The organism is Rhodococcus sp. NPDC060084, assembly GCF_042730335.1.
In the GTDB taxonomy this organism is placed as follows: domain Bacteria; phylum Actinomycetota; class Actinomycetes; order Mycobacteriales; family Mycobacteriaceae; genus Rhodococcus.
Window position 1 is genome coordinate 163057 of the sequence record NZ_JBHWWX010000003.1, and the last position, 22560, is coordinate 185616.

The 22560-nt window shown below is 69.6% G+C and carries 20 protein-coding genes; 8 read left to right on the top strand and 12 right to left on the bottom strand.

Features of this window, described 5'->3' with window-relative positions; all coding sequences use genetic code 11:
* Positions 1–7 precede the first annotated feature (7 nt).
* From murD to ACFWBU_RS03300, 11 genes are all read right to left on the bottom strand, one after another.
* The gene (gene murD, locus ACFWBU_RS03250; protein ID WP_378527448.1) at positions 8–1504 is read right to left on the bottom strand and encodes a UDP-N-acetylmuramoyl-L-alanine--D-glutamate ligase; all 1497 of its coding nucleotides are present in this window, start codon (positions 1502–1504) and stop codon (positions 8–10) included.
* Positions 1505–1508: 4 nt separating this feature from the next.
* Positions 1509–2588 carry a phospho-N-acetylmuramoyl-pentapeptide-transferase gene (mraY, locus tag ACFWBU_RS03255; protein ID WP_169620165.1) on the bottom strand — a complete coding sequence of 360 codons (1080 nt, stop codon included), beginning with the start codon at positions 2586–2588 and terminating at the stop codon, positions 1509–1511.
* Positions 2585–4114, bottom strand: coding sequence for a UDP-N-acetylmuramoyl-tripeptide--D-alanyl-D-alanine ligase (gene murF / locus ACFWBU_RS03260; RefSeq protein WP_169653068.1), 1530 nt, complete (start codon positions 4112–4114; stop codon positions 2585–2587). Before murF ends, mraY begins: the two co-directional genes overlap by 4 nt.
* Positions 4111–5772, bottom strand: coding sequence for a UDP-N-acetylmuramoyl-L-alanyl-D-glutamate--2,6-diaminopimelate ligase (locus tag ACFWBU_RS03265; RefSeq protein ID WP_378527450.1), 1662 nt, complete (start codon positions 5770–5772; stop codon positions 4111–4113). Before ACFWBU_RS03265 ends, murF begins: the two co-directional genes overlap by 4 nt.
* 119 nt (positions 5773–5891) lie before the next feature.
* Positions 5892–7664 carry a penicillin-binding protein 2 gene (locus ACFWBU_RS03270; RefSeq protein WP_296549103.1) on the bottom strand — a complete coding sequence of 591 codons (1773 nt, stop codon included), beginning with the start codon at positions 7662–7664 and terminating at the stop codon, positions 5892–5894.
* 125 nt (positions 7665–7789) lie between these two features.
* The gene (locus ACFWBU_RS03275) at positions 7790–8590 is read right to left on the bottom strand and encodes a hypothetical protein (protein WP_240952031.1); all 801 of its coding nucleotides are present in this window, start codon (positions 8588–8590) and stop codon (positions 7790–7792) included.
* Between the two features lie 3 nt (positions 8591–8593).
* Entirely contained in the window at positions 8594–9604 is a 1011-nt protein-coding gene (rsmH, locus tag ACFWBU_RS03280) for a 16S rRNA (cytosine(1402)-N(4))-methyltransferase RsmH (RefSeq protein ID WP_169620169.1), read from the bottom strand.
* A gap of 259 nt (positions 9605–9863) precedes the next feature.
* Positions 9864–10295, bottom strand: coding sequence for a division/cell wall cluster transcriptional repressor MraZ (gene mraZ, locus ACFWBU_RS03285; RefSeq protein WP_169653065.1), 432 nt, complete (start codon positions 10293–10295; stop codon positions 9864–9866).
* 417 nt (positions 10296–10712) lie between these two features.
* Positions 10713–11132 (bottom strand): DUF3040 domain-containing protein, encoded by a 420-nt coding sequence (locus ACFWBU_RS03290; RefSeq protein WP_378527452.1) that lies wholly within the window; start codon positions 11130–11132, stop codon positions 10713–10715.
* Positions 11133–11306: 174 nt separating this feature from the next.
* Positions 11307–11846 (bottom strand): SAV_6107 family HEPN domain-containing protein, encoded by a 540-nt coding sequence (locus ACFWBU_RS03295; RefSeq protein WP_346765070.1) that lies wholly within the window; start codon positions 11844–11846, stop codon positions 11307–11309.
* Complete coding sequence (locus ACFWBU_RS03300; protein ID WP_296549058.1) at positions 11821–11955, bottom strand: hypothetical protein; 135 nt, start codon at positions 11953–11955, stop codon at positions 11821–11823. Before ACFWBU_RS03300 ends, ACFWBU_RS03295 begins: the two co-directional genes overlap by 26 nt.
* Positions 11956–12042: 87 nt before the next feature.
* Between ACFWBU_RS03300 and ACFWBU_RS03305 the strand changes: the two genes are divergently transcribed.
* The 5 genes from ACFWBU_RS03305 to ACFWBU_RS03325 are packed head-to-tail and all read left to right on the top strand — an operon-like array spanning position 12043 to position 17018.
* Positions 12043–12708, top strand: a complete 666-nt coding sequence (locus ACFWBU_RS03305; RefSeq protein ID WP_378527453.1) for a GNAT family N-acetyltransferase — start codon at positions 12043–12045, stop codon at positions 12706–12708.
* Positions 12705–14300, top strand: coding sequence for an NAD(P)/FAD-dependent oxidoreductase (locus tag ACFWBU_RS03310; protein ID WP_169653064.1), 1596 nt, complete (start codon positions 12705–12707; stop codon positions 14298–14300). The genes ACFWBU_RS03305 and ACFWBU_RS03310 overlap by 4 nt, the downstream gene beginning before the upstream one ends.
* Entirely contained in the window at positions 14297–15148 is an 852-nt protein-coding gene (locus tag ACFWBU_RS03315; protein WP_169620174.1) for a carotenoid biosynthesis protein, read from the top strand. Before ACFWBU_RS03310 ends, ACFWBU_RS03315 begins: the two co-directional genes overlap by 4 nt.
* Before the next feature lie 38 nt (positions 15149–15186).
* Entirely contained in the window at positions 15187–15870 is a 684-nt protein-coding gene (locus tag ACFWBU_RS03320; protein ID WP_378527481.1) for an LppM family (lipo)protein, read from the top strand.
* Positions 15871–15893: 23 nt separating this feature from the next.
* Positions 15894–17018: a glycosyltransferase gene (locus ACFWBU_RS03325; protein WP_378527454.1), complete on the top strand. Its 1125-nt coding sequence runs from the start codon at positions 15894–15896 to the stop codon at positions 17016–17018.
* 24 nt (positions 17019–17042) lie between these two features.
* Here ACFWBU_RS03325 and metF read toward each other — a convergent pair whose 3' ends face one another.
* Positions 17043–17969 carry a methylenetetrahydrofolate reductase [NAD(P)H] gene (gene metF, locus ACFWBU_RS03330; protein ID WP_378527482.1) on the bottom strand — a complete coding sequence of 309 codons (927 nt, stop codon included), beginning with the start codon at positions 17967–17969 and terminating at the stop codon, positions 17043–17045.
* A gap of 211 nt (positions 17970–18180) precedes the next feature.
* On the opposite strand from metF, the gene ACFWBU_RS03335 reads away from it, so the two are divergent.
* The 3 genes from ACFWBU_RS03335 (at position 18181) to ACFWBU_RS03345 (ending at position 22558) form a co-directional block, all read left to right on the top strand.
* Positions 18181–19254, top strand: a complete 1074-nt coding sequence (locus ACFWBU_RS03335; protein ID WP_378527456.1) for a polyprenyl synthetase family protein — start codon at positions 18181–18183, stop codon at positions 19252–19254.
* The gene (gene crtI, locus ACFWBU_RS03340; RefSeq protein WP_378527458.1) at positions 19254–20828 is read left to right on the top strand and encodes a phytoene desaturase family protein; all 1575 of its coding nucleotides are present in this window, start codon (positions 19254–19256) and stop codon (positions 20826–20828) included. Before ACFWBU_RS03335 ends, crtI begins: the two co-directional genes overlap by 1 nt.
* A 92-nt stretch (positions 20829–20920) precedes the next feature.
* Entirely contained in the window at positions 20921–22558 is a 1638-nt protein-coding gene (locus ACFWBU_RS03345) for an alpha-(1->6)-mannopyranosyltransferase A (RefSeq protein WP_169653060.1), read from the top strand.
* Positions 22559–22560: the final 2 nt, after the last annotated feature.

A 22560-nucleotide genomic window follows, 5' to 3' on the forward strand; every position in this document is an offset into this window, starting at 1 on the left:
TTCGAGATCACCGCTCGGTCCCGCCCCGGCGGAGTTCTTCCACAGCGGCGACGAAACTGCGACCGCGTTGCGCGTAGTCGGCGAACATGTCGAGCGACGCGGCGGCCGGTGCCAGCAACACCGCCTCACCGGGCCGGGCGAGCGCGGCGGCCTCCTGCACGGCGACACGCATCGCCGTGGGGGCGTCGGCGCCGGGCACGGCGACTCGTCTCGGTCCGGCCTGCCCACGCGCCTCTCCGGCGAGCTCACTGGTCATCGCACCATCGTCGCGCGTGTCCACCAGCACCACGGGGACCTCGGGTGCGTGTCGCGTGAGTGCGTCGGCAATCTCCCCGGCGTCACGTCCGAGCAGCACCACCGCGGAGAGCCGCGGTGCCACTTCGACCACGAGATCGTCGACGCGGGCGCCTTTGAGGAGGCCTCCAGCGATCCACACCACGCGATCGTGGGCGAGAAGTGAACTGCGCGCGGCGTGCGGGTTGGTGGCCTTCGAGTCGTCGATGTAGTGGACCTGGTCGACGACCCCGACGGGTGCGGCGCGATGCGGCCCGACCCGGTGCCGCAGCAGTCCGTCGTGCACGGCCGATTCCGGGACGTCGATGGCACGGGCGAGCGCCGCTGCCGCCAGCGCATCGGACAGGCCCGCGGGCCCCGGCGGTGTGACGTCGTCGACGGACGCGAGCACCGCGGAGTCCGCGAATGCGCGGTCGACGAGAACGTCGCCGCTGATCCCGAGTTCGCCGGCATCGGGATAGCCGAGCGTGAATCCGACGGTGAAGACGGCGCGCGATCGGTCGCGCAGCGACCCTGCGATGGGGTCGTCGAGTCCGAGCACCCCGACGGTCCCGGTCAGCGCGCGAAGCTTCGCCTCGATGTAGTTCTCGATGCCGCCGTGCCAGTCGAGATGGTCTTCGGCGATGTTGAGGATCACGCCGGCGTCGGGCCGCACCGACGGAGCCCAATGCAGCTGGAACGACGACAGTTCGACAGCCAGCACATCCGCGCGGGGCTCACTGCGGCGAAGCACGTCGAGCACCGGCAGACCGATGTTGCCGCAGGCCGCGCTGGGGATCCCGGCAGCCTCGAGGATCGCGTGCAGCATCGTCGTCGTGGTGGTCTTGCCGTTGGTGCCCGTCACCACCAGCCACCTGCGGGCAGGACCGTAGATCTCCGCCCGGTCGATGCGCCACGACAACTCGATATCGCCCCAGATGGGAAGGGCGGCACCGGCCGCCCGCGACAACAGCGGTGCGCTCGGCGGAAAACCGGGGCTCGTGACGACCACGGCGAAATCACGCAGCGACGAGTTGTCTTCGAGCAGGCGGTCCAGCTCGACCGTGTCGGCTCCCAGTTCGGCGCACCGTGCCAGCGCATCGGCGTTGCGGTCCGTGACGGTGACGTGGGCGCCGAGATGGGACAGCGGCGCGATCGTCGCCCGGCCCGACACCCCGGCACCCGCGACGAGGACGCGGGCTCCGCGCAGTCGCTCGAGATCGTAGGTCATGGCGTCAGTCCCCGATCGCCGCGAGGTACTCGCTGTAGAACAGGGCGAGGCCGATCGCCGAGGCGATGGCGGCGAGCAACCAGAACCGGATGATGACCGTGGTTTCCGCCCATCCGCCGAGTTCGAAGTGGTGGTGGAACGGCGCCATGCGGAACACGCGCCGTCGGCTGGAGCGGAACACCGCCACCTGGATGACCACCGATGCGGCTTCGGCGACGAACAGCGCGCCGATGACGACCATGAGCAGTTCGGTACGGGTGGTGACCGACAGACCGGCGAGCATCCCGCCGAGGGCGAGCGAACCGGTGTCGCCCATGAAGATCTTCGCGGGAGCGGCGTTCCACCACAGGAAGCCGATGCACGCGGCCGCTGCGGCCGCGCACAGCAGCGCGAGGTCGAGCGGGTCGCGGACGTCGTAACACCCGGCGGTCGGTTCGACCACGCACGCGTTGCGGTACTGCCAGAACGTGATGATCACGTACGCACCGAGCACGAGCGCCATCGATCCCGCGGCGAGCCCGTCGAGCCCGTCCGTGAGGTTCACCGCGTTCGACCACGCGCTGACCAGCAGATAGACGAAGAGGATGAACACGATCGAACCCATCGACACCGTGGCGATGTCGCGCACGTACGACAGGTCGGTGCTGGCGGGCGTCAGTCCGTCACTGTTGCGGAACTGCAGCGCGAGGATGCCGAAGGCCACGGCTGCGACCAGCTGGCCGACGAGCTTGGCCGTCTTGTTCAGACCCAGGTTGCGCTGCTTGCGGATCTTGATGAAGTCGTCGAGGAAACCGACGCCGCCCAATGCGGTGGTCAGGCCGAGGACGAGCAGGCCCGACGCCGTGGGTCCCTGAGCGTCGTAGCCCAGGCCGATCAGGTGCGACCCCCAGTATCCGGCCCACAGGCCGGCGAGAATCGCGACGCCGCCCATCGTGGGCGTGCCGCGCTTGGCCTGATGGCTCTGCGGGCCCTCCACCCGGATCTCCTGGCCGAAGCCCTGCCGGGAGAAGGCTTTGATGAGGACCGGGGTGAGCAGGATCGACACCGCAAGTGCGATACCTGCGGCAAAGAGAATCTGTCTCACCGGGCGTCCTCCGTCCCCGTAGCAGCGGTGTTGTCGGCGGGGTCGCCGAGCAGGGCATCGGCCACCGCCCACAGTCCGACCGATTGTGACGCCTTGACGAGAACGATGTCGCCCGGCTCCAGTTCTTCACGGAGAAGAGCGATCGCCGCGTCCGCGTCGGGCACATGGCAGGCTTCCTCGCCCCAGGATCCTTCCATCACAGCGCCCTGGTAGAGGCCACGGACCTGTCTCGTGGGTCCGACCGCGATGACGCGGCTGACGTCGAGCCGGACCGCGAGGCGGCCGATCGCGTCGTGCTGGACGACGGAGTCGTCGCCGAGTTCTGCCATCTCGCCGAGCACCGCGAAGGTGCGGCGACGGGTGTTTCCGGCTCGCGCCATCGTCACCAGTGCTTTGATACCCGCCCGCATCGAATCCGGGTTGGCGTTGTAGGCGTCGTCGATGATCGTGACGCCGTCGGCGCGCGTGCGCACCGCCATACGGTGCGCCGATACGGGCGATGCGGCGGCGAGAGCGCCGGCGGCCTGCTCGGGGGTCGCACCGCACTCGACCGCGACGGCGAGGGCCGACAGGGCGTTGGAGACCTGGTGCTCACCGTGCACCGCGAGGGTCACCGGTACGCGGCGCTCCCCCGCGTCCTCGCGGAAGACGGCGGTGAACGACGCCCGCGCCTCGTCGTCGAGGCGCACGTCCTCGGCGCGGATATGAGCAGTGTCTCCGCTGCCGACCCACACCACGCGTGCCGTTGTCCGCGCTGCCATCTGCGCCACGAGGAGATCGTCTGCGTTGAGCACCGCGACGCCACCCTCCGAGGCGTCGGGCAGTGCCTCGACCAGTTCGCCCTTAGTTTGGGCGATGACTTCCTGCGACCCGAACTCGCCGAGGTGCGCGGTGCCGACGTTGAGCACCACGCCGATCTTCGGCGGTGCGATGGCGGCGAGTGTCGCGATGTGCCCGCGACCACGCGCGGACATCTCCAGCACGAGGAACCGGGTGTCCTCGGTGGCGCGCAACGCCGTCCACGGATGACCCAGTTCATTGTTGAACGATCCGGGCGGCGCGATCACCGGGCCGAGGGGTGAGAGCACCGCCGCGAGCAGATCCTTGGTCGACGTCTTGCCGGCAGATCCGGTGACGCCGACGACCGTCAGCCCGCGTGCGGTGAGGGCGTCGACGACCGACCGTGCCAGAGCGGCCAGCGCCGCGAGGACCGCAGCGCCCGAACCGTCGGCGTCGTGCTCGAGGGCGAGCGCGTTGGTGTCGGTGGGGGCGAGCGCCGGCACCACGATCGCGGGAACACCGACCGGTCGCGCCGCAAGCACCGCGACCGCCCCAGCCTCGATCGCTGCGGCCGCGTGGTCGTGGCCGTCCGACCGGGCGCCGGGCAGCGCGAGGAACAGGCCCCCGGGGCCGATCTTCCGGGAATCGAACTCCACCGTGCCGGTCACCTCGGCGGACGGATCATCGGTGTCGTAGAGCGTTCCCCCGACCACCTCCGCGATGCGTTCGAGTGTCATCGGGATCATGCAGTGCCTCCGTGATGCGGACCGCCCACAGCGGGCGGGATGTGACCGTCGTACCCGGAGGTGCTGCGGCGGTCGATGGACGCGGCCAGCACCTCTCGGTCGTCGAAAGGATGCTTCGTGCCGTCTATTTCCTGACCGGTCTCGTGGCCTTTACCGGCGACGAGGACGACATCCCCCGGGCGGGCCCACTGCACGGCGGCATCGATGGCGGCCGCACGGTCGCCGATCTCGAGGATGTCACCGCGTTCGGTGCCGGGGACGGCCCATGCCCCGTCGAGCACCGCCGCGCGGATCGCGGCGGCGTTCTCGCTGCGGGGGTTGTCGTCGGTGACGATGAGCAGATCGGCTCCGCGAGCGGCGACCTCGCCCATGAGCGGTCGCTTACCGCGGTCGCGGTCTCCTCCGGCCCCGACGACGACCGCGATCCGGCCGGTGGCGCTGCCGCGCAGAGTGTCCACCACCGCCGAGAGAGCCGCGGGTTTGTGGGCGTAGTCCACGATCGCGAGAAAGTCCTGTCCTCGCTCGACACGTTCGACCCGTCCGGGAACCGAGACGGTGGCGATGCCGCGGATCGCGGCGTCGAGGTCGGCGCCCACGGCAGCGCAGATCGCCGCCGCCAGGGCGGCGTTGGTAACGTTGTACCGCCCGGGCAGAGCGACCGACATGCGGTGCCCGTCGCCGGCGGGTCCGGTCAGCGTGAAGTCCTGCGCTCCGTCGGGGTCGGTGGTCGGGTCGGAAACCGTCCAATCGGCCGGGGTCCCCGGTGCGGTGCCGAGCGTCCACACCGCGTCCTCGCCGGCGCGGCCGGTCGCGGCGACCTCGGCCATCCGCTCGCCCCAGGAATCGTCCACGCATACCACCGCGCGTGCGGCTCGCACCGGGGAGTCGTGCGCGAACAGTCGCGCTTTCGCGCCGAAGTAATCCTCGAAGTCCTTGTGGAAGTCGAGGTGATCCTGCGACAGATTGGTGAACGCACCGACGTCGAAGTCCGTGGCGTCGACGCGTCCGAGCGCCAGCGCATGGCTCGACACCTCCATCACCACGGTGTCGACACCGCGTTCGAGCATGACGGCGAACAGAGCGTGGAGTTGTGGAGCTTCCGGCGTCGTCAGGGCGCTGGGTATCCGGATGCCGTCGATGCGGGTCTCGACGGTGCCCACCAGACCGGCGACATGCCCGGCCGCGGACAGCCCCGCTTCGACGAGATAGGCGGTGGTCGTCTTGCCGGAGGTGCCGGTGATGCCGACGACGCGCATCCGGCGGGACGGATGTCCGTACACCGTCGCCGAGGCAGCGCCCAGTACCGAACGAGGATCAGGATGCACCAGGACCGCGACGGGGCCGGACGCGACCGCAGCGACGAGGTCGCATCCCTCCGCATCGGTGAGGACGGCGACGGCACCCCGGTCGAGGGCCTCGGCTGCGAAGGACGCGCCGTGCGCGCGTGCACCGGGCAGGGCCGCGAAGATATCGCCGGGTCGGATGCCCTGTGCCCGGAGATCGATGCCGGTCACCGAGGTGTCCCCGGCCGGCGCTTCGTTCCCCACCGCGGTCAGCTCGGCGCCGATCGCGGCGGCGAGATCCTCGATCCGCGTCACCGGTGGATGTTCGGGCCGACGGCCCTCCTCCGGAGGCGTCGGATCCGGACTCGATGACACAGGCACCAGGTTCCTCTCACTATCGCCGCAGCGTCTCGCTGCCGGGCTCAACGGTTGCGTTCGTTCCGGCGTATCACGTTACCGACGTGCCGGGGCAAGGGCAGCAGGCGGTCGGACGATCAGTCGATCTGCAGGATCAACTTGCTCCCCGGATCGGTGGACAGCGGCACTCCGGTGCGCTGCAGCAACCACGACGCGATGTCGCGGAACAGCGGCGCGGCCGATTGACCGCCGGACCCGTCGGCACTGCGCGTCGGTGCGTCGAGCATGATCCCGACGACGTACCGAGGATCGTCCGCCGGGGCGATACCGGCGAAGGTGATCCAGTAGTCCGAATTCGAGTAGCACTTGCAGTTCTGGTCGATCTGCTGGGCGGTGCCCGTCTTACCCGAAATCTGGTAACCCTCGATCGCGGCTCCGGTGCCCGTCCCGCGCTGGTTACCGGTGTCGTCCTGCACCACCGACCGGAACATGTCGCGCACGGTCGCGGCGGTCTGCGGGCTCACGACACGCACCGGGTCCGGCCGGGGTGTCTCCTCCCGGGACCCGTCCGGTCCGATCGTCGCCCGGACGATCCGCGGAGGTACGCGTTCGCCGTCGTTCGCAATCGCCTGGTAGATGCTCGTCATCTGCAACAACGTCATCGACAGGCCCTGCCCGATGGGCAGGTTCGCGAAGGTGCCACCGGACCACTGCTCGCGGCTGGGTACCAGGCCGGCGGATTCGCCCGGCAGGCCCACCTCGGTGCGCTGCCCGAGTCCGAACAGGTTCAGCATTTCGGCGTAGCGGTCCTCACCGACCCGCTCCGCGAGCATCAGTGTGCCCACGTTCGAGGACTTTCCGAACACGCCGGTCGTGGTGTACGGGACCACCCCGTGGTCCCACGCGTCCTTGACCGTGGCACCGGACATGGTGATGGTGCCGGGCACCTGGAGTACCTCGGCGGGGGTGGTGAGGCCGTCCTCGATGGCCGCGGCAGCAGTGATGATCTTGTTCACCGACCCGGGCTCGAACGGGGAACTCACCGCGAGGTTGCCCTGCTCCGCGTCGGGCGGGTTGTTGGCCACGCCGATCGACGGGTCGAACGTGTTGTCGTTGGACATCGCGAGCACCTGGCCGGTGTGCGCGTCCAGGACGACGGCCGACGCGTTCTTCGCACCCGACAGGTCGCGGGCACGTTGCACCTGCTGCTGGACGTAGTACTGGATGTCGTTGTCGATGGTGAGTTCGACGGACGATCCGTTCACGGCGGGTTGCCGGTCACGCCAACTGCCCGGGATCACCGCACCGTCGGAACCCCGGTCGTACGTCGACGAACCGTCCGTACCGGCCAGCATCGAATCCATCGAGGCTTCGAGGCCGATGAGACCGTGTCCGTCCCAGCCCGTCGCGCCCACGATGTTCGCGGCGAGGGAACCGCCCGGATACAGCCGGATGTCCTGCCGTTCGAGACCGACCATGTCGTATTCCTCGACGATCTCGGCTGCGACACCCGGGTCGACCCCGCGCGCGAGATAGACGAAACTCTCGTCGCTTTCGAGTTTCTCCAGCACGTCCTTCTCGGGTGCCGCCGTACCGAGTGCCTTGTGCACGGCCTTGGCGACGCCCTCGAGGTATTCGTCGGTCGCAGGCGCCGACGGGTCCTTCTCGCGTGCTTCTTCCAGTTCTTTTCGGACGCGGACCGGTTGAAAAGTCAGCGCTTTCGCTTCCATCGTGTAGGCGATCGGGTTCCCGTTGCGGTCGCCGATCGTCCCCCGGGTCGCAGGTTCGACGAGACGGGTGGTCCGCTGGCTCGCAGCCTCGGCCGACAGCGTCGGCGCTTGGAACACCTGGACCACCAGCAACTGCACGGCGACGGCGGCCAACGCCAAGAACATGACCCCGCGCCCGATCCGGTTCCGGAACTCGAAGCCGGTGGAGCCGCCACGGGCCGGAGCCTGTCGAGCGCGTCGGGCGCCGCCGCGTGCTGCCGGTGTCGCACGACCCGGCGGTACACGGCGAGAGGTGGAGCCTCGCGTCACCGGCGCCCGTCCTCGGGCTCCGCCGGTTGCCCGGCGCCCAGAGCCTCGGCGGCCTGCGGCGCGGCGTCCTCGGGTCGGGGCATCTCGCTCACGGGAACCAATTGTTCCGCTTCCACCCCGGGGGCCCCGGCATTCGGGAGCTCCGGCGTGGCGGTCTGCGGGTTCGCCGGGCGGGGCGCAGCGTTCTCGGCCAGCGCGTCCGTTCCGCTCGGGCGCGGGGTCGGTTCTTCACCGACCTCGGACAGCGGGCGCGGGTTTTCGACGCCGGCACTACCCGACAGGGGCGCTTGCCCACGTGTCTCGGTGCTCGCCCGCCCGCGGTTGAGCGGAGCCGGAGGAGCGCCCTGCGCAGGGACGGCTTCTCCCACGACGCGGACGGATCCGTCCTCGGCGACGACGATCCGCGCCACCTGCGAACTGGGGATCATGCCGAGCTTCGCGGCTTCCACGGCGAGTACCGGTGCGGAGTTTCCTGCCTCGACGTCGCGCTGCAGCACTGCTCGTTGCTGAATCAAAGTCTCGTTGTGGGCGCGCGCGGTACTCAGGTGGTAGGTGTCCTCCGCGGCACCGCTCGTGAGCAGGAGCGTCGCGGCCATACCCACCCCGAGCAGGGCCAGAATGGTAGCCACGAACGGGATTCGGGTCCGGACACGACCGCCTCCGGTGGTACGTCCGCGCGTCTGCGCCACAGGCACACCGAGTTGCGCGGCGCGCTGGTTCCGGCGCTGATATGCGCGTTGCGCCGCCGTGGATCGAGCCGGCCCGCGGTGGGGCGACGACGCCACCTGTACGGTCATCGGTTACCTCCTGGCGATTCGTTCTGCAGCACGCAGGCGGACGGGAGCCGAACGTGGGTTGATCTCGATCTCGTCGTCCGAGGCGCGTTCGGCGCCACGGGTCAACATGCGAAGCTCGGGGCCCATCCCCGGCAGTTCCACCGGGAGTCCCTCGGGGCTGCGCGATTTCGCGCGAGGAGCGAGTTCCTGCTTCACCACTCGGTCTTCGAGGGACTGGTACGACATGAAGACGATCCTGCCGCCCACCGCCAACGCGTCGAGAGCCTCGGGAATCGCGTCACGCAGCGAGTCGAGTTCGCTGTTGACCTCGACGCGTAGCGCCTGGAACGTCCGCTTGGCGGGGTGGCCGCCGGTACGTCGCGCCGCAGCAGGGATCGCCCGGTAGAGCAGTTCGACGAGTTCGCCGCTGGTGCGGAACGGGGTCTTCTCCCGGGTACGGACGATGTCGGAGGCGATCTTGCCCGCGAAGCGTTCCTCCCCGTACGTGTGGAGGATCCTCGCGAGGTCGCCGTGACTGTAGGTATTGAGCACGTCCGCGGCCGTGATGCCCGTGGTGGGATCCATCCGCATGTCGAGGGGAGCGTCCTTGGAGTACGCGAAACCGCGTTCCGCCTCGTCGAGTTGCATCGACGAGACTCCGAGGTCGAACAGAACGGCGTGCACGGACCCGACGCTGTCGAGGCCGCACTGCTCGAGCGCGTCGGCGAAGCCGTCGTATCGCGTGTGCACGAAGTCGGTGCGATCGGCGAACTCAGCAAGCCGGTTCTGCGCGATCGACAGCGCATCCGGGTCGCGGTCGAGTCCGACGAGGCGAAGACCCGGATAGGTTCTCAGAAAGTGCTCGGCGTGCCCACCGAGACCGAGCGTGGCGTCGACGTAGACCGCACCTTCGCCACCGGGGCCCACCGCTTCGATCGCGGGGCCGAGGATCTCGACGGCCCGGCCGAGAAGGACGGGGACATGCCCGAATTCTCCGTGCTCGTCCGCGGTCGACTCGTCCTCGCCGTCCACCATGTCTCCTCCGGAATCCTGCTCGGGCCGCATACGGTCTGTCGGTTACTCGTTCGAGATGCTCGGTGTCGCACCGGTTCCGGATACGGCGACGGCGAATGCCTCGAGGTCTCTGTCCGAGCGAGGGAGACCTGACGCTGGGGAAGTGCGTCAGGGCTTCCCTGTCCGGACCTGGCGCTGGGGAAGTGCGTCAGGGCCGGCGTCGGGCAGAGACCTCGCGGCATTCGCCGCGCAGCCGTGGCTCCGTCACGAGATGTCGCGGTCACAGGATGTCGCGCAGTGCCTCGTCTCTCGCTTCGGAGAAGTCCTCTTCGTGTTCGGCCAAGTAGCTGTCCCACGCCTCGGCGTCCCAGATCTCCAGATACTTGACCGAGCCGATCACCACACAGTCCTTGGTGAGCCCCGCGTACTTGCGGTGCGCCGAGGACAACGTGATGCGGCCCTGACCGTCCGGACGCTGCTCGTCCGTTCCCGAAGCGAGGCTCCGAAGGAACGCGCGAGCCTGGGGGTTGCTGCGAGAAGCACCCGCAGCGCGCTCCGCCAAGGCAGCGAACTCTTCCCGAGGGAACACGGTGAGGCTGTGATCCTGCCCCTTGGTGATCATCAGCCCTCCCGCCAGCTCGTCTCGGTATTTGGCCGGCAGCGTGAGCCGGCCCTTGTCGTCCAGCTTCGGCGTGTAGGTACCGAGGAACACTCGGCACCTCCCGCCTTGGTCGGACGGATCTTTCGTCTATGACGGGTTCAGCCTGCTTCCCGCCGCGACCCACAGTACCCCACTTTCCCCCACCGCAGCCCGATTACCGCACCCGTTTCGCGTGTGTTGCGGCAAAAGTTCCAGCTCACCCGTAGTGGCGGAAAGTGGGGGCGATTTCGTCACCCGGCCGGCGGCCCCGAACACGCCGACGTTCCAGTGCGATCTCCATCACACGCAGCCGGACAAAAGCCCTGATGGCGCGACAACGTCGGACGACCGTCGAGGACACCGAGCCGGAAGGTGGGGCGTCGTGGAGATACGGCCGCACCAGGCCGCCCGCAGGCCGCTGACCTCCCCGGACACGACTACGGCGCGACCCGTCGGGTCGCGCCGTAATACGTGTGAAGCGGTGATGCGTCAGTCTTGTTCGAAGCGCCTTCGGAAGCGCTCCTCCATCCGGTGGGTGAACCCTCCGCCGGACTTCTTTCCGCCCCGAGGTCCGGTATCGCCGGTCCTCCCGGAAGCAGGCCGGGTGGGTGCGTCTCCCGCATTCGATCGTCGACGACCGCCTACCAGGAGCAGAACACCAGCCGCGAACATCACCAGAAACCCGAGCAAACTGATGACCGGGAACCCACCGGGCTTGACCGGCAACGCGACTCCAGCGATCAACAGTGTCAATCCCAAGACGAACAGCACACCGGCCTGTAGCCGATGTCGGTTCGACGCCATCCCCAGCCGCTTCCCGCGGACGGTCGAGGCGAACTTGGGGTCCTCAGCATAGAGCGCGCTCTCGATCTGATCGAGCATGCGCTGCTCGTGCTCGGAGAGTGGCACGGTACCTCCCCCGGCACTAAACGGTGGCCACCGAATTCTGGGTGAATCCGACGGGGGGCCGACTTTGACGGCCGCCTGGTGTTGATAATACGAGTACATCTCTCCCGGGACCACCAACTCTGTGGCCGAGTTCCCGGACGGCTCACGAAAATGGGAGCCGGATGGGGACAAAAGTCACCGCGTAGAGGCGATTTCGGCACCTTCTTCACTGGCGAGATAGTCCTCGACGTCGTGGAGGAAGCGGCCCACCTCGTCGTAGAACTCGCCGGCGCCGTCGGCATCCACCGCTCGCGCCACCCCGGCTTCGACCGCGGTGCGCGTGGCGGAGCGATCGGCGAAGTAGTCCGCCCAAACCGCGAACGACTCGTCGGCGCGCGCCATCAGGACCCACGCGTTGCGTGTGCCGGGCCGCCGCAGCGGACGAGCCGGGGCGCGCAGCTCCGCCGCCGCCACCACCGCGCCCGCACCTCGCAGCGCAGCGAGATAGGCGAGCCGGAAGCGCTCGGGAGGGGCGTCCGCACCGGCAGCCGCGGACAGAAGTGCGTCCGCCTTGCGGAGCAGCGTGGCCGCGCGGGCGGATGTCGAATGCCCGGCGCATCGCGCGGCGCCGCGGGACGACTCGCCCGGAACGTGGCGTGGTCCTCGTATGCCGAAATCTATGGTGGACATGCCGTGCACCTCCTCGACCTCACCACCGGTGTCCGGTAGTGCCACCCACCACCGTGGTCTCGATGGTGGTATTACCGGTGTTCCGGTAGTAGCCCGGAGTGATCCGGGGATGTTCGCTTCCCTCGAACATCACCGGATCACCGGTATCGAACATGCGTTCGACGTATTGAATGATAACCGGACCCACCGACAACCCGTCAAGAGAAGGCGGCCCCCGATCCCAGACGAGCATCGATCCTCTGTGAACCCATCGAACGAACCGCCCGCCGAGACGGGCAACGACCGTCGTCCCGAGCCCTCTCGCGGCGCACCGATCTTCGTCGACCTGTCCCCCGCGGCGTTCCGGGCACACCTGCCCCAATTGCTGGCGGTCTACGTAGCCGCGATGAGATACCCGCGCGGGACGGAGCAGCATCGCGCACCGATGTGGTCCGAACATGCCGGGCGCGCCGGATGGCAGGCCGTCGCGGTCGCGCTTCCCGAGGACCCCGGAACCTTCGTCGGCATCGCCTACGGATACCGCGGCGACCCGCACCAGTGGTGGAACCAGCAGGTCCGCACGGGGATGCGGCACACGGGCCGGACGCAGGACTACATAGAGTCGGTCCTCGGTGACTATTTCGAACTCACCGAACTGCACGTGCGACCCGATATCCAGGGCCTCGGCCTCGGCCGGTCCCTGCTGTACCGGCTTCTCCGCGACCGCACCGAACGCACCGTGCTGCTCTCCACCCCGGAGGTCCCGGGCGAGGACAATCGTGCGTGGCGGCTGTACCGGAGCTTCGGTTTCGTGGACGTCGTACGTAGATTCGTCTTCACCGGCGACGCGCGGCCCTTCGCCGTCCTCGGCCGCACGCTTCCGCTCGAACCACATCTCGCCCCTCCCGCTTCGACAGGACCCTCATGACGCCAGTTCTGGATACCCTCGTCGTCGGCTCGGGACACAACGCGCTGGTATCGGCGTGTTATCTGGCCCGGGAGGGCTGGTCGGTCCACGTGCTCGAACGTGACACCGTGCCGGGCGGGGCCGTGTCCACCGTCGAACGATTTCCCGGCTACGCGGTGGACCGCGGGTCGTCGGCGCACATCATGGTGCGGCACTCCGGCATCGTGGAGGAACTCGACCTCGCCGCACACGGGCTGAGGTATCTGGACTGTGATCCCTGGGCCTTCGCGCCGCCGCCTCCGAACACCGACCGTCCCGGGATCGTGTTCCACCGCGACCTCGACCGGACGTGCGTGTCGATCGAGAAGGCAGCCGGCAAACGGGAGGCCGACGCCTACCGCCGCTTCGTGACCGACTGGAGACCGCGCAGCGCCGCCGTCATGAAGTCGTTTGCGAACCCCCCGACCGGCCGACATCTGCTGTCGTCGTTCTGGGGTCTCGACGCGAAGGACGGCGGCAGCGCACTGTCGCGCCGCTTCCTGACCACGGGCGACACCCTCCTCGACGAGTACTTCGACGACGAACCGCTCAAGGCCGCGCTCGCCTGGTTCGGCGCACAGTCCGGGCCGCCGATGTCCGAACCCGGCACCGCCGCCATGGTCGGCTTCGCCGCGCTGATGCACACGCTTCCACCGGGCCGCGCGATCGGCGGGAGCGGCGCCTTGACCCAGGCGCTCCTGTCCCGCCTCGAATCGGACGGCGGATCGGTCACCTGTGGCGATGCCGTCACCGAGATCCGCCGGACCGGGTCGACGTGGACGGTGCGCACCGCGTCGGGGAGCACCTTCACCGCTCGCACCGTGATCGCCGGCTGCCACATCCTCACCACCCTCGAACTGCTCGGGCAGGGCGGCTACGACCCCGACACACTGACACGCTGGCGCCGCGCGGTACGGGTGGGACCGGGCATCGGAATGGTGCTCCGACTCGGCACCGATGCTCTTCCCCGCTACCTCGGCGCCGACGAACCCGCCGACACCACCACCGGTCTGCAACTGCTCGTCGACGATCGCGCGCACCTTCGCCTCGCACACGGTGCTGCGATGGCGGGCGAACTGCCGCCGCGCCCCTCCGTGCTCGGGATGAGCTTCTCCGCGATCGACCCCACGATCGCCCCCGTGGGCGAGCACCAGGTGACCCTGTGGTCGCAGTGGCATCCGTACCGGCTCAGCGGTGGACGCAGCTGGGACGAGGTCGCCGAGAGCGAGACGGACCGGATCCTCGCGGAGATGGAATTGCGCGCACCCGGTTTCACCGACAGTGTCCGGCACCGGTACGTGCAGACTCCCGCCTCGATCGAGAGCGAACTGGGACTGCTGGGCGGCAACGTGATGCACATCGAGATGTCGCTCGACCAGATGTTCCTGTGGCGTCCGCTGCCCGAACTGTCCGGCTACCGGGTGCCCGACGCTCCCGGTATGTATCTCACGGGCGCGTCGACCCACCCGGGCGGCGGGGTCTCCGGCGCCAGTGGCCGCAGTGCCGCGCGCACGGTGCTCGCGGATGCACGGGGCGGTGTACTGCGGCGGACCTGGAACCGGATCTCCCGGTGACCGATGCCGGCACCGGGCGGAGGGTCCCGGCGTGGCAGACGGCCGTGCCGGTCGCACTGGCCGCGGGCGCTGTGGCCGCCCAGATCGCCTATCCGCTCACCGAGGGAACCGCGCGGGACCGGGTCACGGTCGCGGTGGTACTCCTGCTCGCCGCAGCGTCCCTCACCCATGCCGCCGCGCGCCGCGGCCTCGGGTGGGCCGCGGTGCTGTTCGTGGTCTCCGCGGGCGGGGGTTTCGCCTCCGAGGTGATCGGGACCGCCACCGGCTACCCGTACGGCTGCTATGCCTACGCGGTCGACCGGATCGGTCCGGCCGTGGCGGACGTACCGCTCGTGGTTCCCCTCGCCTGGACCGCCGGCCTCTACCCCGTGTGGTGTGTCGCCACGCGCATCACCCGTACGGCCCCGGGCCGCGTCGCCGCGGTCACCGTCGGGATGGTGGGCTGGGACCTGTACCTCGATCCCCAGATGGTCGCGGACGGCCAGTGGGTGTGGTGCAACGGCGGTGGTCTGCCGGGCATCGCGCACATTCCCCTCACCAACTACGCGGGCTGGGTGGTGGTCGCCGCGGCGATGGCCACAGTCCTTCTGGTGTTCGACTCCCGCTCGAGACGCCTCTCACCCCGGCACGACACCGTCCCGATCGCGTTGTTCCTGTGGACGTGGCTCGGCTCCGCCCTTGCCCACAGCGTGTTCCTCCAGGCGTCCGAACTCCGCTTTTCCGCGATCTACGGTCTCGTCGTCATGGGGATTCTCGGCGTTCCGCTACTGCGGTCCCTCGTGTCCACGCCACCGGACGACTCCGAGGTGCGACTCGCCGCAACGACCCGGATGGCCCGCCGACCGTGACCGCGCCTGGCACCATATTCCCCGTGCAGCAGTCCACCATGTCTGTCCGCCGCGCCCTCGCGGTCGCGGGCCTCGTCCTTCTCGCCCTTCCGTTCCTCACCGGTTGTCTGCGGGTCCAGGCGTCGATGGGTATCTCGTCCGACGACCGTGTGTCGGGGCAGATCGTCGCCGCGACCATTCCCGCCGACGAGGAAGACGCCGGCCCACAGCTCGTGGCACCCCCGTCGCTGGAGGGCAAGGTCCAGGTCCAGCAATACGAGCAGGACGGCTATGTGGGCAGCCAGGTCTACTTCAGCGGTCTGACGTTCGGCGATGTGCAACAGCTGATGACGATGTCCGAGCAGGGTGCGGGGATGTTCCAGCTCAACCTCCAGCGCAACGGGGACCTGGTCTCGCTCAACGGCCGGGTCGACCTCGAATCGGCCCCGTCGCTGGGCACCGACGTGCAGTTCACGCTCGCCTTCCCCGCCCGGGTCGCGACCACCAACGGCACGCGTGAATCCGACTCCATCGTGACGTGGAAGCTGCCCGCCGGAGAGGTGAGCTCCCTGCGGGCCGAGGTGCGCTACTCCGACCCGAACACCCGGGGCCTGGCCGGATGGGCCGGAATCATGGCGGGTGCAACATTCGGTGTCGCGCTCCTGGTCGGCGTACTCGCCTGGTGGACCCGCGACCCGGTACGCCGGCGCACCACGGTGCCCGACGACGAGGACCGATCCTGAGCCGGGTCCGCCTCCCCCGCCGAGTGGTCGCGTTGGGCGCCGGTGCCGCTCTGTACGGAGCGGTCGTCGCGGCCGCCAACCGGTTCGCTCTGCCTCGCCTGCGCGAGGGAGCCGCCGTCACCGAATCGGTGACCGTGGTGGTCCCGGCCCGCGACGAGGCACCCCGGATCGCATCCGTGATCGCCGACCTCCGGGAACAGCGCGGTGTTCCGCGGCTGCGGGTGCTCGTGCTCGACGACGACTCCTCCGACGGCACCTTCGAGATCGCACGACGCGCGGCGGACAGCGATCCGCGGATCACGGTGGTGCGATCGAGCACGCCGCCCCCGGACGGCTGGACCGGAAAAGCCGCGGCGTGCGAGCGCGCCTTCTCCGAGTCCCACCCGGACGAGACCGGTGTCGTGGTCTTCATCGACGCGGATGTCCGGCTACGGCCGGGCGCGATCGCCGCGGCGGTCACACTTCTCCGGTCCCGATCGGCGGCACTGGTGTCGCCGTGGCCGTACCAGGTTGCCGGCACCGTGACGGAGCGTCTGGTGCAGCCGTTGCTGTTCTGGTCCTGGTTCTCGATACTGCCGGTCGCCGTCGCCCATCGCACCCGTCGTCCGTCGATGGCCGTCGCCTGTGGTCAGTTCCTCGCGTTCGATACGGCCGACTACCGCGCGATCGGGGGCCATTCCGCGGTCGCGGCGAGCCCGACCGAGGACCTCGACCTGGCGCGGACGTTGCGGCGGTCCGGGCGCACCACCGTCGTCGCGGCGGGCGGGCCGCTCGTGTCGTGCCGGATGTACGAGGGCCGACATACGCTGACCGGCGGCTACACGCGGTGGTTGTGGTCGGCGTTCGGATCACCGGCAGGCGCGGCAGCCGTCGTGACGGCATACGCAGTCGCCTACGTCGTTCCCGGCGTCGCCGCGGTGGCGGGGCGTGGCCACACTCGCCGCTGGGGGGTGCTCGGCACCGGCGCGGCACTGTTGTCCCGCGCGGTCGCGCGATCGACGGAGCGGGGCGAGCGCCTGGACGCGGCGGACGCCCTCGGTATCGCCGCGCATCCGGTGTCCGTCGTCATCTTCGGGTGGCTGACCGCCGCATCCGTGCGGGCCCGCAGCGCGGGTCGCGCGGTATGGAAGGACCGCCTGCTGCCGTGACCCGGGGATCGGGCGGGCCGGGTCTCAGACCGGCTGCCCGGCCGGCACGGAGGAACGGACCTCGATCCCGAGCCGCGAGAGCACCTCGCTGGTCGCGCGGGCGAAATTCAGCGTGATGAAGTGCAGGCAGGGCGCGCCTTCCGCGATCAGCCGCTCGCACATCTCGGTCGCGACCTCGATGCCCACCTCGCGCACAGCGGCGCGATTCTCTTCGGGCCCGTCTCCGGCCGCGCGGACCAACCGCTCCTCGAGCGCGGTGGGCAGCTTCGAACCCGACAGCTCGAGGCTCCGGCGCGCCGAGCGCAGCGAGGTGATCGGCATGATCTCCGGAATGATCGGCTTGGCCGCCTGTTCGGGATCGCACGCGGCGACCCGGTCGCGCAGTCGCAGGTAGTGCTCGACATCGAAGAACATCTGCGTGATCGAGTACTCGGCACCCGCTCGCAACTTCTGTACGAGGTAGCGGGTGTCGTGGTCGAGGTCCGGCGAGCGGTGGTGCCCCTCCGGGAACGAGGCCACTCCGACGTGGAAGTCGCCGAGATCGCGCACCAGTCGCACGAGTTCGTCGGCGTGCTCGAGACCGTCGGGGTGCTTCTCCCATTCGCCGAGCGGATTTCCCGGCGGGTCGCCACGGAGCGCGAGAATGTTGGTGATGCCGCGGTCGGCATAGGCACCGACCATCGCGCGGATCTCGTCGACGCTGTGCCCCACCGCGGTGAGGTGGGCGACGGGGAGCATCGTGGTTTCTTCGGCGAGGTCGCCGGTGACGCGAACGGTACGGTCCCGGGTCGATCCACCGGCGCCGTACGTCATGGACACGAAGGCGGGGCCGAGGCGCTCGAACGCGCGCACGGCTCGCCACAGTCGCGCCTCGGCGTCGGCGTCCCGGGGCGGGGAGAACTCGACCGAGAACGGAATCCTGCCGGACCGTGTGGCACCGAGACGGTCCACGATGGATGGGGTGCGGGACTCTCCGCTGTCCTCGGTCGCCCTGACCAGATCGTTTTCCACGCGTTCAGCATAAGGCGCGGGCATTCGCGTCCGGTCCGCGGCGACCCCTGCGGGGGCCGGATAGGGTGGACCGCGGTGCCGGGACCGTGGTCGTCCGACGGTGCCGTGCACATCGACCAGGAGGTTTGTCCTGTCCACCGGAGCCGATCCCGTGCCCGCCCCCTCACTCCCCGGACTCGTCGAGGACGCCCTGCGGCAGTTCTTCGCCACCCGCGCCGAACTGGTCGACTCGGTCGGCGGTGGATACCGCGACGCCGTCGCGACACTCCAGTCGTTCGTGCTACGCGGCGGAAAGCGGGTCCGGCCGTCGTTCGCCTGGACCGGCTGGCTCGGCGCCGGCGGCGATCCGGCCGGGCCTGACGCCGACGCCGTGCTGCGCGCCTGCTCGGCCCTCGAATTGGTGCAGGCCGGTGCGCTCGTCCACGACGACATCATCGACGCGTCGACCACCCGCCGGGGCTTTCCGACCGTGCACGTCGAGTTCGCGAGCGGGCACCGCAACGCCGGGTGGCAGGGTTCGGCGGAGCAGTTCGGTGAGGCCGCTGCCATCCTGGTCGGCGACCTCGCTCTCGTCTGGGCCGACGACATGCTGCGGGAATCGGGATTGTCCGCCGAGCAACTCGCACGGGTGACGCCGGTGTGGTCGGCGATGCGGACCGAAGTCCTCGGTGGCCAGTACCTCGACATCGTCGGTGAGGTCGCGTCGGACGAGACGGTCGAGTCCGCGACGCGCGTGAACCGGTACAAGACCGCGGCGTACACGATCGAGCGCCCGCTGCACATCGGTGCGGTGCTCGCCGGCGCCGACTACGACCTGATCGCCGCCTATCGCCGGTTCGGCACCGACATCGGTCTCGCATTCCAGCTTCGCGACGACCTACTGGGAGTTTTCGGCGACCCCGCCGTCACCGGTAAGCCGTCCGGAGACGACCTCCGGTCCGGCAAGCGCACCGTACTGCTCGCACTTGCGCTCGAGTCCGCGGACGCGACCGACCCGGCTGTCGCGCGAGCGCTGCGCGAGGCGATCGGCGCCGACCTCACGGACGATCAGGTCGAGGAGATCCGCGGCGTGCTCGTCGACCTCGGCGCAGTCGACAAGGTCGAGCAGCGGATCACGGCCCTCACCGAAAGCGCGTTCGAGGCTCTCGACGCGTCCGGCGCCACCGAGGAGGGCAAAGCGCGGTTACGTGCGTCGGCGGTCGCCGCGACGCGCCGCGCCGCCTGATGACCGGCACGCGCGTCGTGCCCGGAGCCCACCGGGTGGTCGTGGTCGGTGCGGGCCTCGCCGGCCTCGCCGCGGCCCTGCACCTCCGTGGCGCCGGGAAAGAGGTCACCGTCCTCGAGCGCGCCGACACCGTCGGGGGCTGCGTCGGGACGTACACCGGCCCGGGTTACGAGATCGACAACGGCGCGACGGTGCTGACGATGCCGGAACTGATCGCCGACGCACTCGCCGCAGTGGGTGCCGATGCCGGTTCCGTGGATCCGCCACTGCGTACGAGCCGGCTCTCCCCCGCCTATCACGCCCGGTTCGACGACGGCAGCACCCTCGACGTCCACTCGGACCCGGACGCGATGACCGCCGAGATCACGCGAGTGTGCGGAGCCGAGGAAGCGAAGCGGTATCTGCGCCTGCGCGCGTGGCTCGCGGACATCTTCGACGCGGAGTACGACCGCTTCATGGACGCGAATTTCGATTCGCCGCTCGACCTCGTCTCCTCTCCGGCCGCCGTCCGCGACCTGCTGCGTCTGCTCCGGATCGGCGGGTTCGGCCGACTCGGCACTCAGGTAGGCCGCCGGGTCACCGACCCGCGGCTGCGGCGGGTCTTCACGTTCCAGGCGCTCTACGCGGGGGTCGCTCCCGCGCAGGCACTCGCGGTGTACGGGGCGATCGCGCACATGGACACCACACTCGGTGTGTACACCGTCGAGGGTGGGATGCGCCAGATCGCCCGGACCATGGCCGCAGCGTTCGTCGGTGCGGGCGGGCGCCTGCACCTCGGCAGCGAGGTCACGGCGCTCGATGTCGACACGGGGCGTGTCACAGCGGTATCCACGGCGGGGGGTGACCGTTACGCATGCGACGCCGTGGTGCTCACGCCGGGCTCGCCCGTGGTGGACAGCCTGCTGCCCGCGCGCCGGCGTCGCCGGACGCTCGCCGCACCGTCGGCCGTCGTGCTGCACGGCACCGTCCCCACCGCGGTCTCGGGCGCATGGAGCGCCCGGCATCACCACGTCATCGATTTCGGTGGCGCGTGGGAACGCACGTTCGCCGAGATCACCCGGCGGCGAGGCCGTGGACGGCTGATGTCGGATCCGTCTCTGCTCATCACCCGGCCCGCTCTGTCCGATCCGGGACAGTTGCTCGAGCGTGACGGCAGAGAACACGAACCGCTCTCTGTGCTCGCACCGTGCCCGAATCTCGACAGCGCGCCGTTCGACTGGTCCGCGCTGTCCGGCCCGTACCGCCGGGAACTGCTCGCGGTGCTGGAGTCGCGCGGCTACCGCGGCGTCGCGAACGAGTTCCGGGTCGACCACGTCGACACGCCGGCCACGTGGCACGCCCGGGGCATGATCGCCGGAAGTCCGTTCGCCGCGGCGCACGTGTTCCGCCAGACGGGGCCGTTCCGTCGTCGCAATGTCGATCCGCGGTTCCCGAATGTTGTGCTCGCGGGGTCGGATACGGTTCCCGGAGTCGGTGTCCCCACTGTGCTCATGTCGGGACGGCTGGCCGCCGAACGGCTCGGGGTCCCGCGGACCCGACGGACTAGGGAGCCGGGGACATCACGCCTCCACTAAACTGTCACCGTTCGTCAGCACCTGTTCGTCAACATCGTTCGCCAGACCCTGCGCTCCGCGCCGGCACCGCTTCCGGGGAGGAACCCACACCCATGTCGTCCCCCGCCGCCCCCGACGCCGACCCGCAGGACCGATCGGCGGCGGATTCGGCAGCGTCCCCACCCTCTGACCTCCCTGCCTCGAAGAACCGGGCGCCGGACGGCAGAACGTCGGCCGGCAGGGTCACAGCCTTTCTGCGGAGCCCCGCCGGCAACGCAGCCCTCCTCGGGACCTGCGGTTCGGTGCTGATGACGTTCGGCAGCTTCGGCGCCGGTAGCGTCCGGCGGCAGGACCCGCTTCTCGAAGAGATGTTCCTGTCGTGGCTGCGGTTCGGTCACGGTCAACTGCTGTCGATGATCATCCTCTGGGTGGGCGTGCTGATCATGATCGGCGCGTGGGTCCGCGTGGGGCGCGCGACGCTCGCCGGCACGGTCGGCCTCCGCGACCTGTGGACCGTGCTGCCCGCCTGGACCGCGCCGCTCCTCGTCGCCACGCCGATGTTCAGTCGCGACGCATATTCGTATCTGGCGCAGGGTGCGATGCTGCGGGCCGGTTTCGATCCTTACACCGACGGCCCGGTGGTCAACCCCGGCGTCCTGCTCGACAACGTGAGCAACGTATGGACCACCACGACCACGCCGTACGGTCCGGTGCACCTGCTGCTCGGTTCCGGCATCACGGCCGTCACCGGCGACAATGTCGTGTCGGGCACCTGGTTGTGGCGGGTGACGATGCTGCCGGGCCTGTTCCTCATGGCCTGGGCCGTGCCCCGCCTCGCACGCCGCATGGGCGGCAACCCGGCGATCGCCCTGTGGCTCGCGGTGCTCAATCCCCTCGTGCTCATCCACCTCGTCGGTGGCGTCCACAACGAACTGCTCATGGTCGGTCTGATGACGGCGGGCATCGTGCTCGTCCTCCAGGGCCGTCATGTCGGCGGCATCGCCCTGGTGTCGGCGGGTGCGGCGATCAAGGCCACCGCCGGGATCGCGCTGCCGTTCCTGGTCTGGGTGTGGATGATCCACGAACGCGACCGGGCGCTCGCCGAGGGGCGCGAACCGGCGGCCCCGGTGCGGTTGTTCTTCAAGGCGGCGGCCGCCGGATTCGCGGTGTTCGTGGCGGTCTTCGGCGGTGCCTCGCTCCTCGCCGGCGTGGGTATCGGCTGGCTCACGGCGCTGTCCGGATCTTCGAAGATCATCAACTGGCTCTCGCTCCCCACCATGGTGGCGCACGTGGGCACCTGGATCACGCCGTGGCGACTCGGATCGATCCTCGATGTCACCCGCATGCTGTGTGCGGTCGCGCTCGTGGTGATCCTCGTGTGGGCATGGTGGCGATTCCGCCGCACCGAACGCGACGCCGTGCTGGGCATCGTCGTGGCTCTCACCGCCGTGACGTTGCTGTCCCCCGCGGCGCTGCCCTGGTACTACTCGTGGCCGCTCGCGGTGGCCGCGGCCTTCGCCATGTCGGATCGCACCCTGATGATCCTGGTCGCCCTGTCCACATGGCTCATGCTGGTCTTCAATCCCGACGGTTCGATCGGCATGTACAACATCGCGCACGTGGCGCTCGCGGTGGTGGCAGCCGTCATCGCCGCCCGGTCGCTGACCACCCGCGACCCGCTGCGCCTGAGTTCGCGCTCCCGCACCGCACAGGTCGACGGTCCGGGCTCCGCACCTGTCGGCGGGGCCTGATC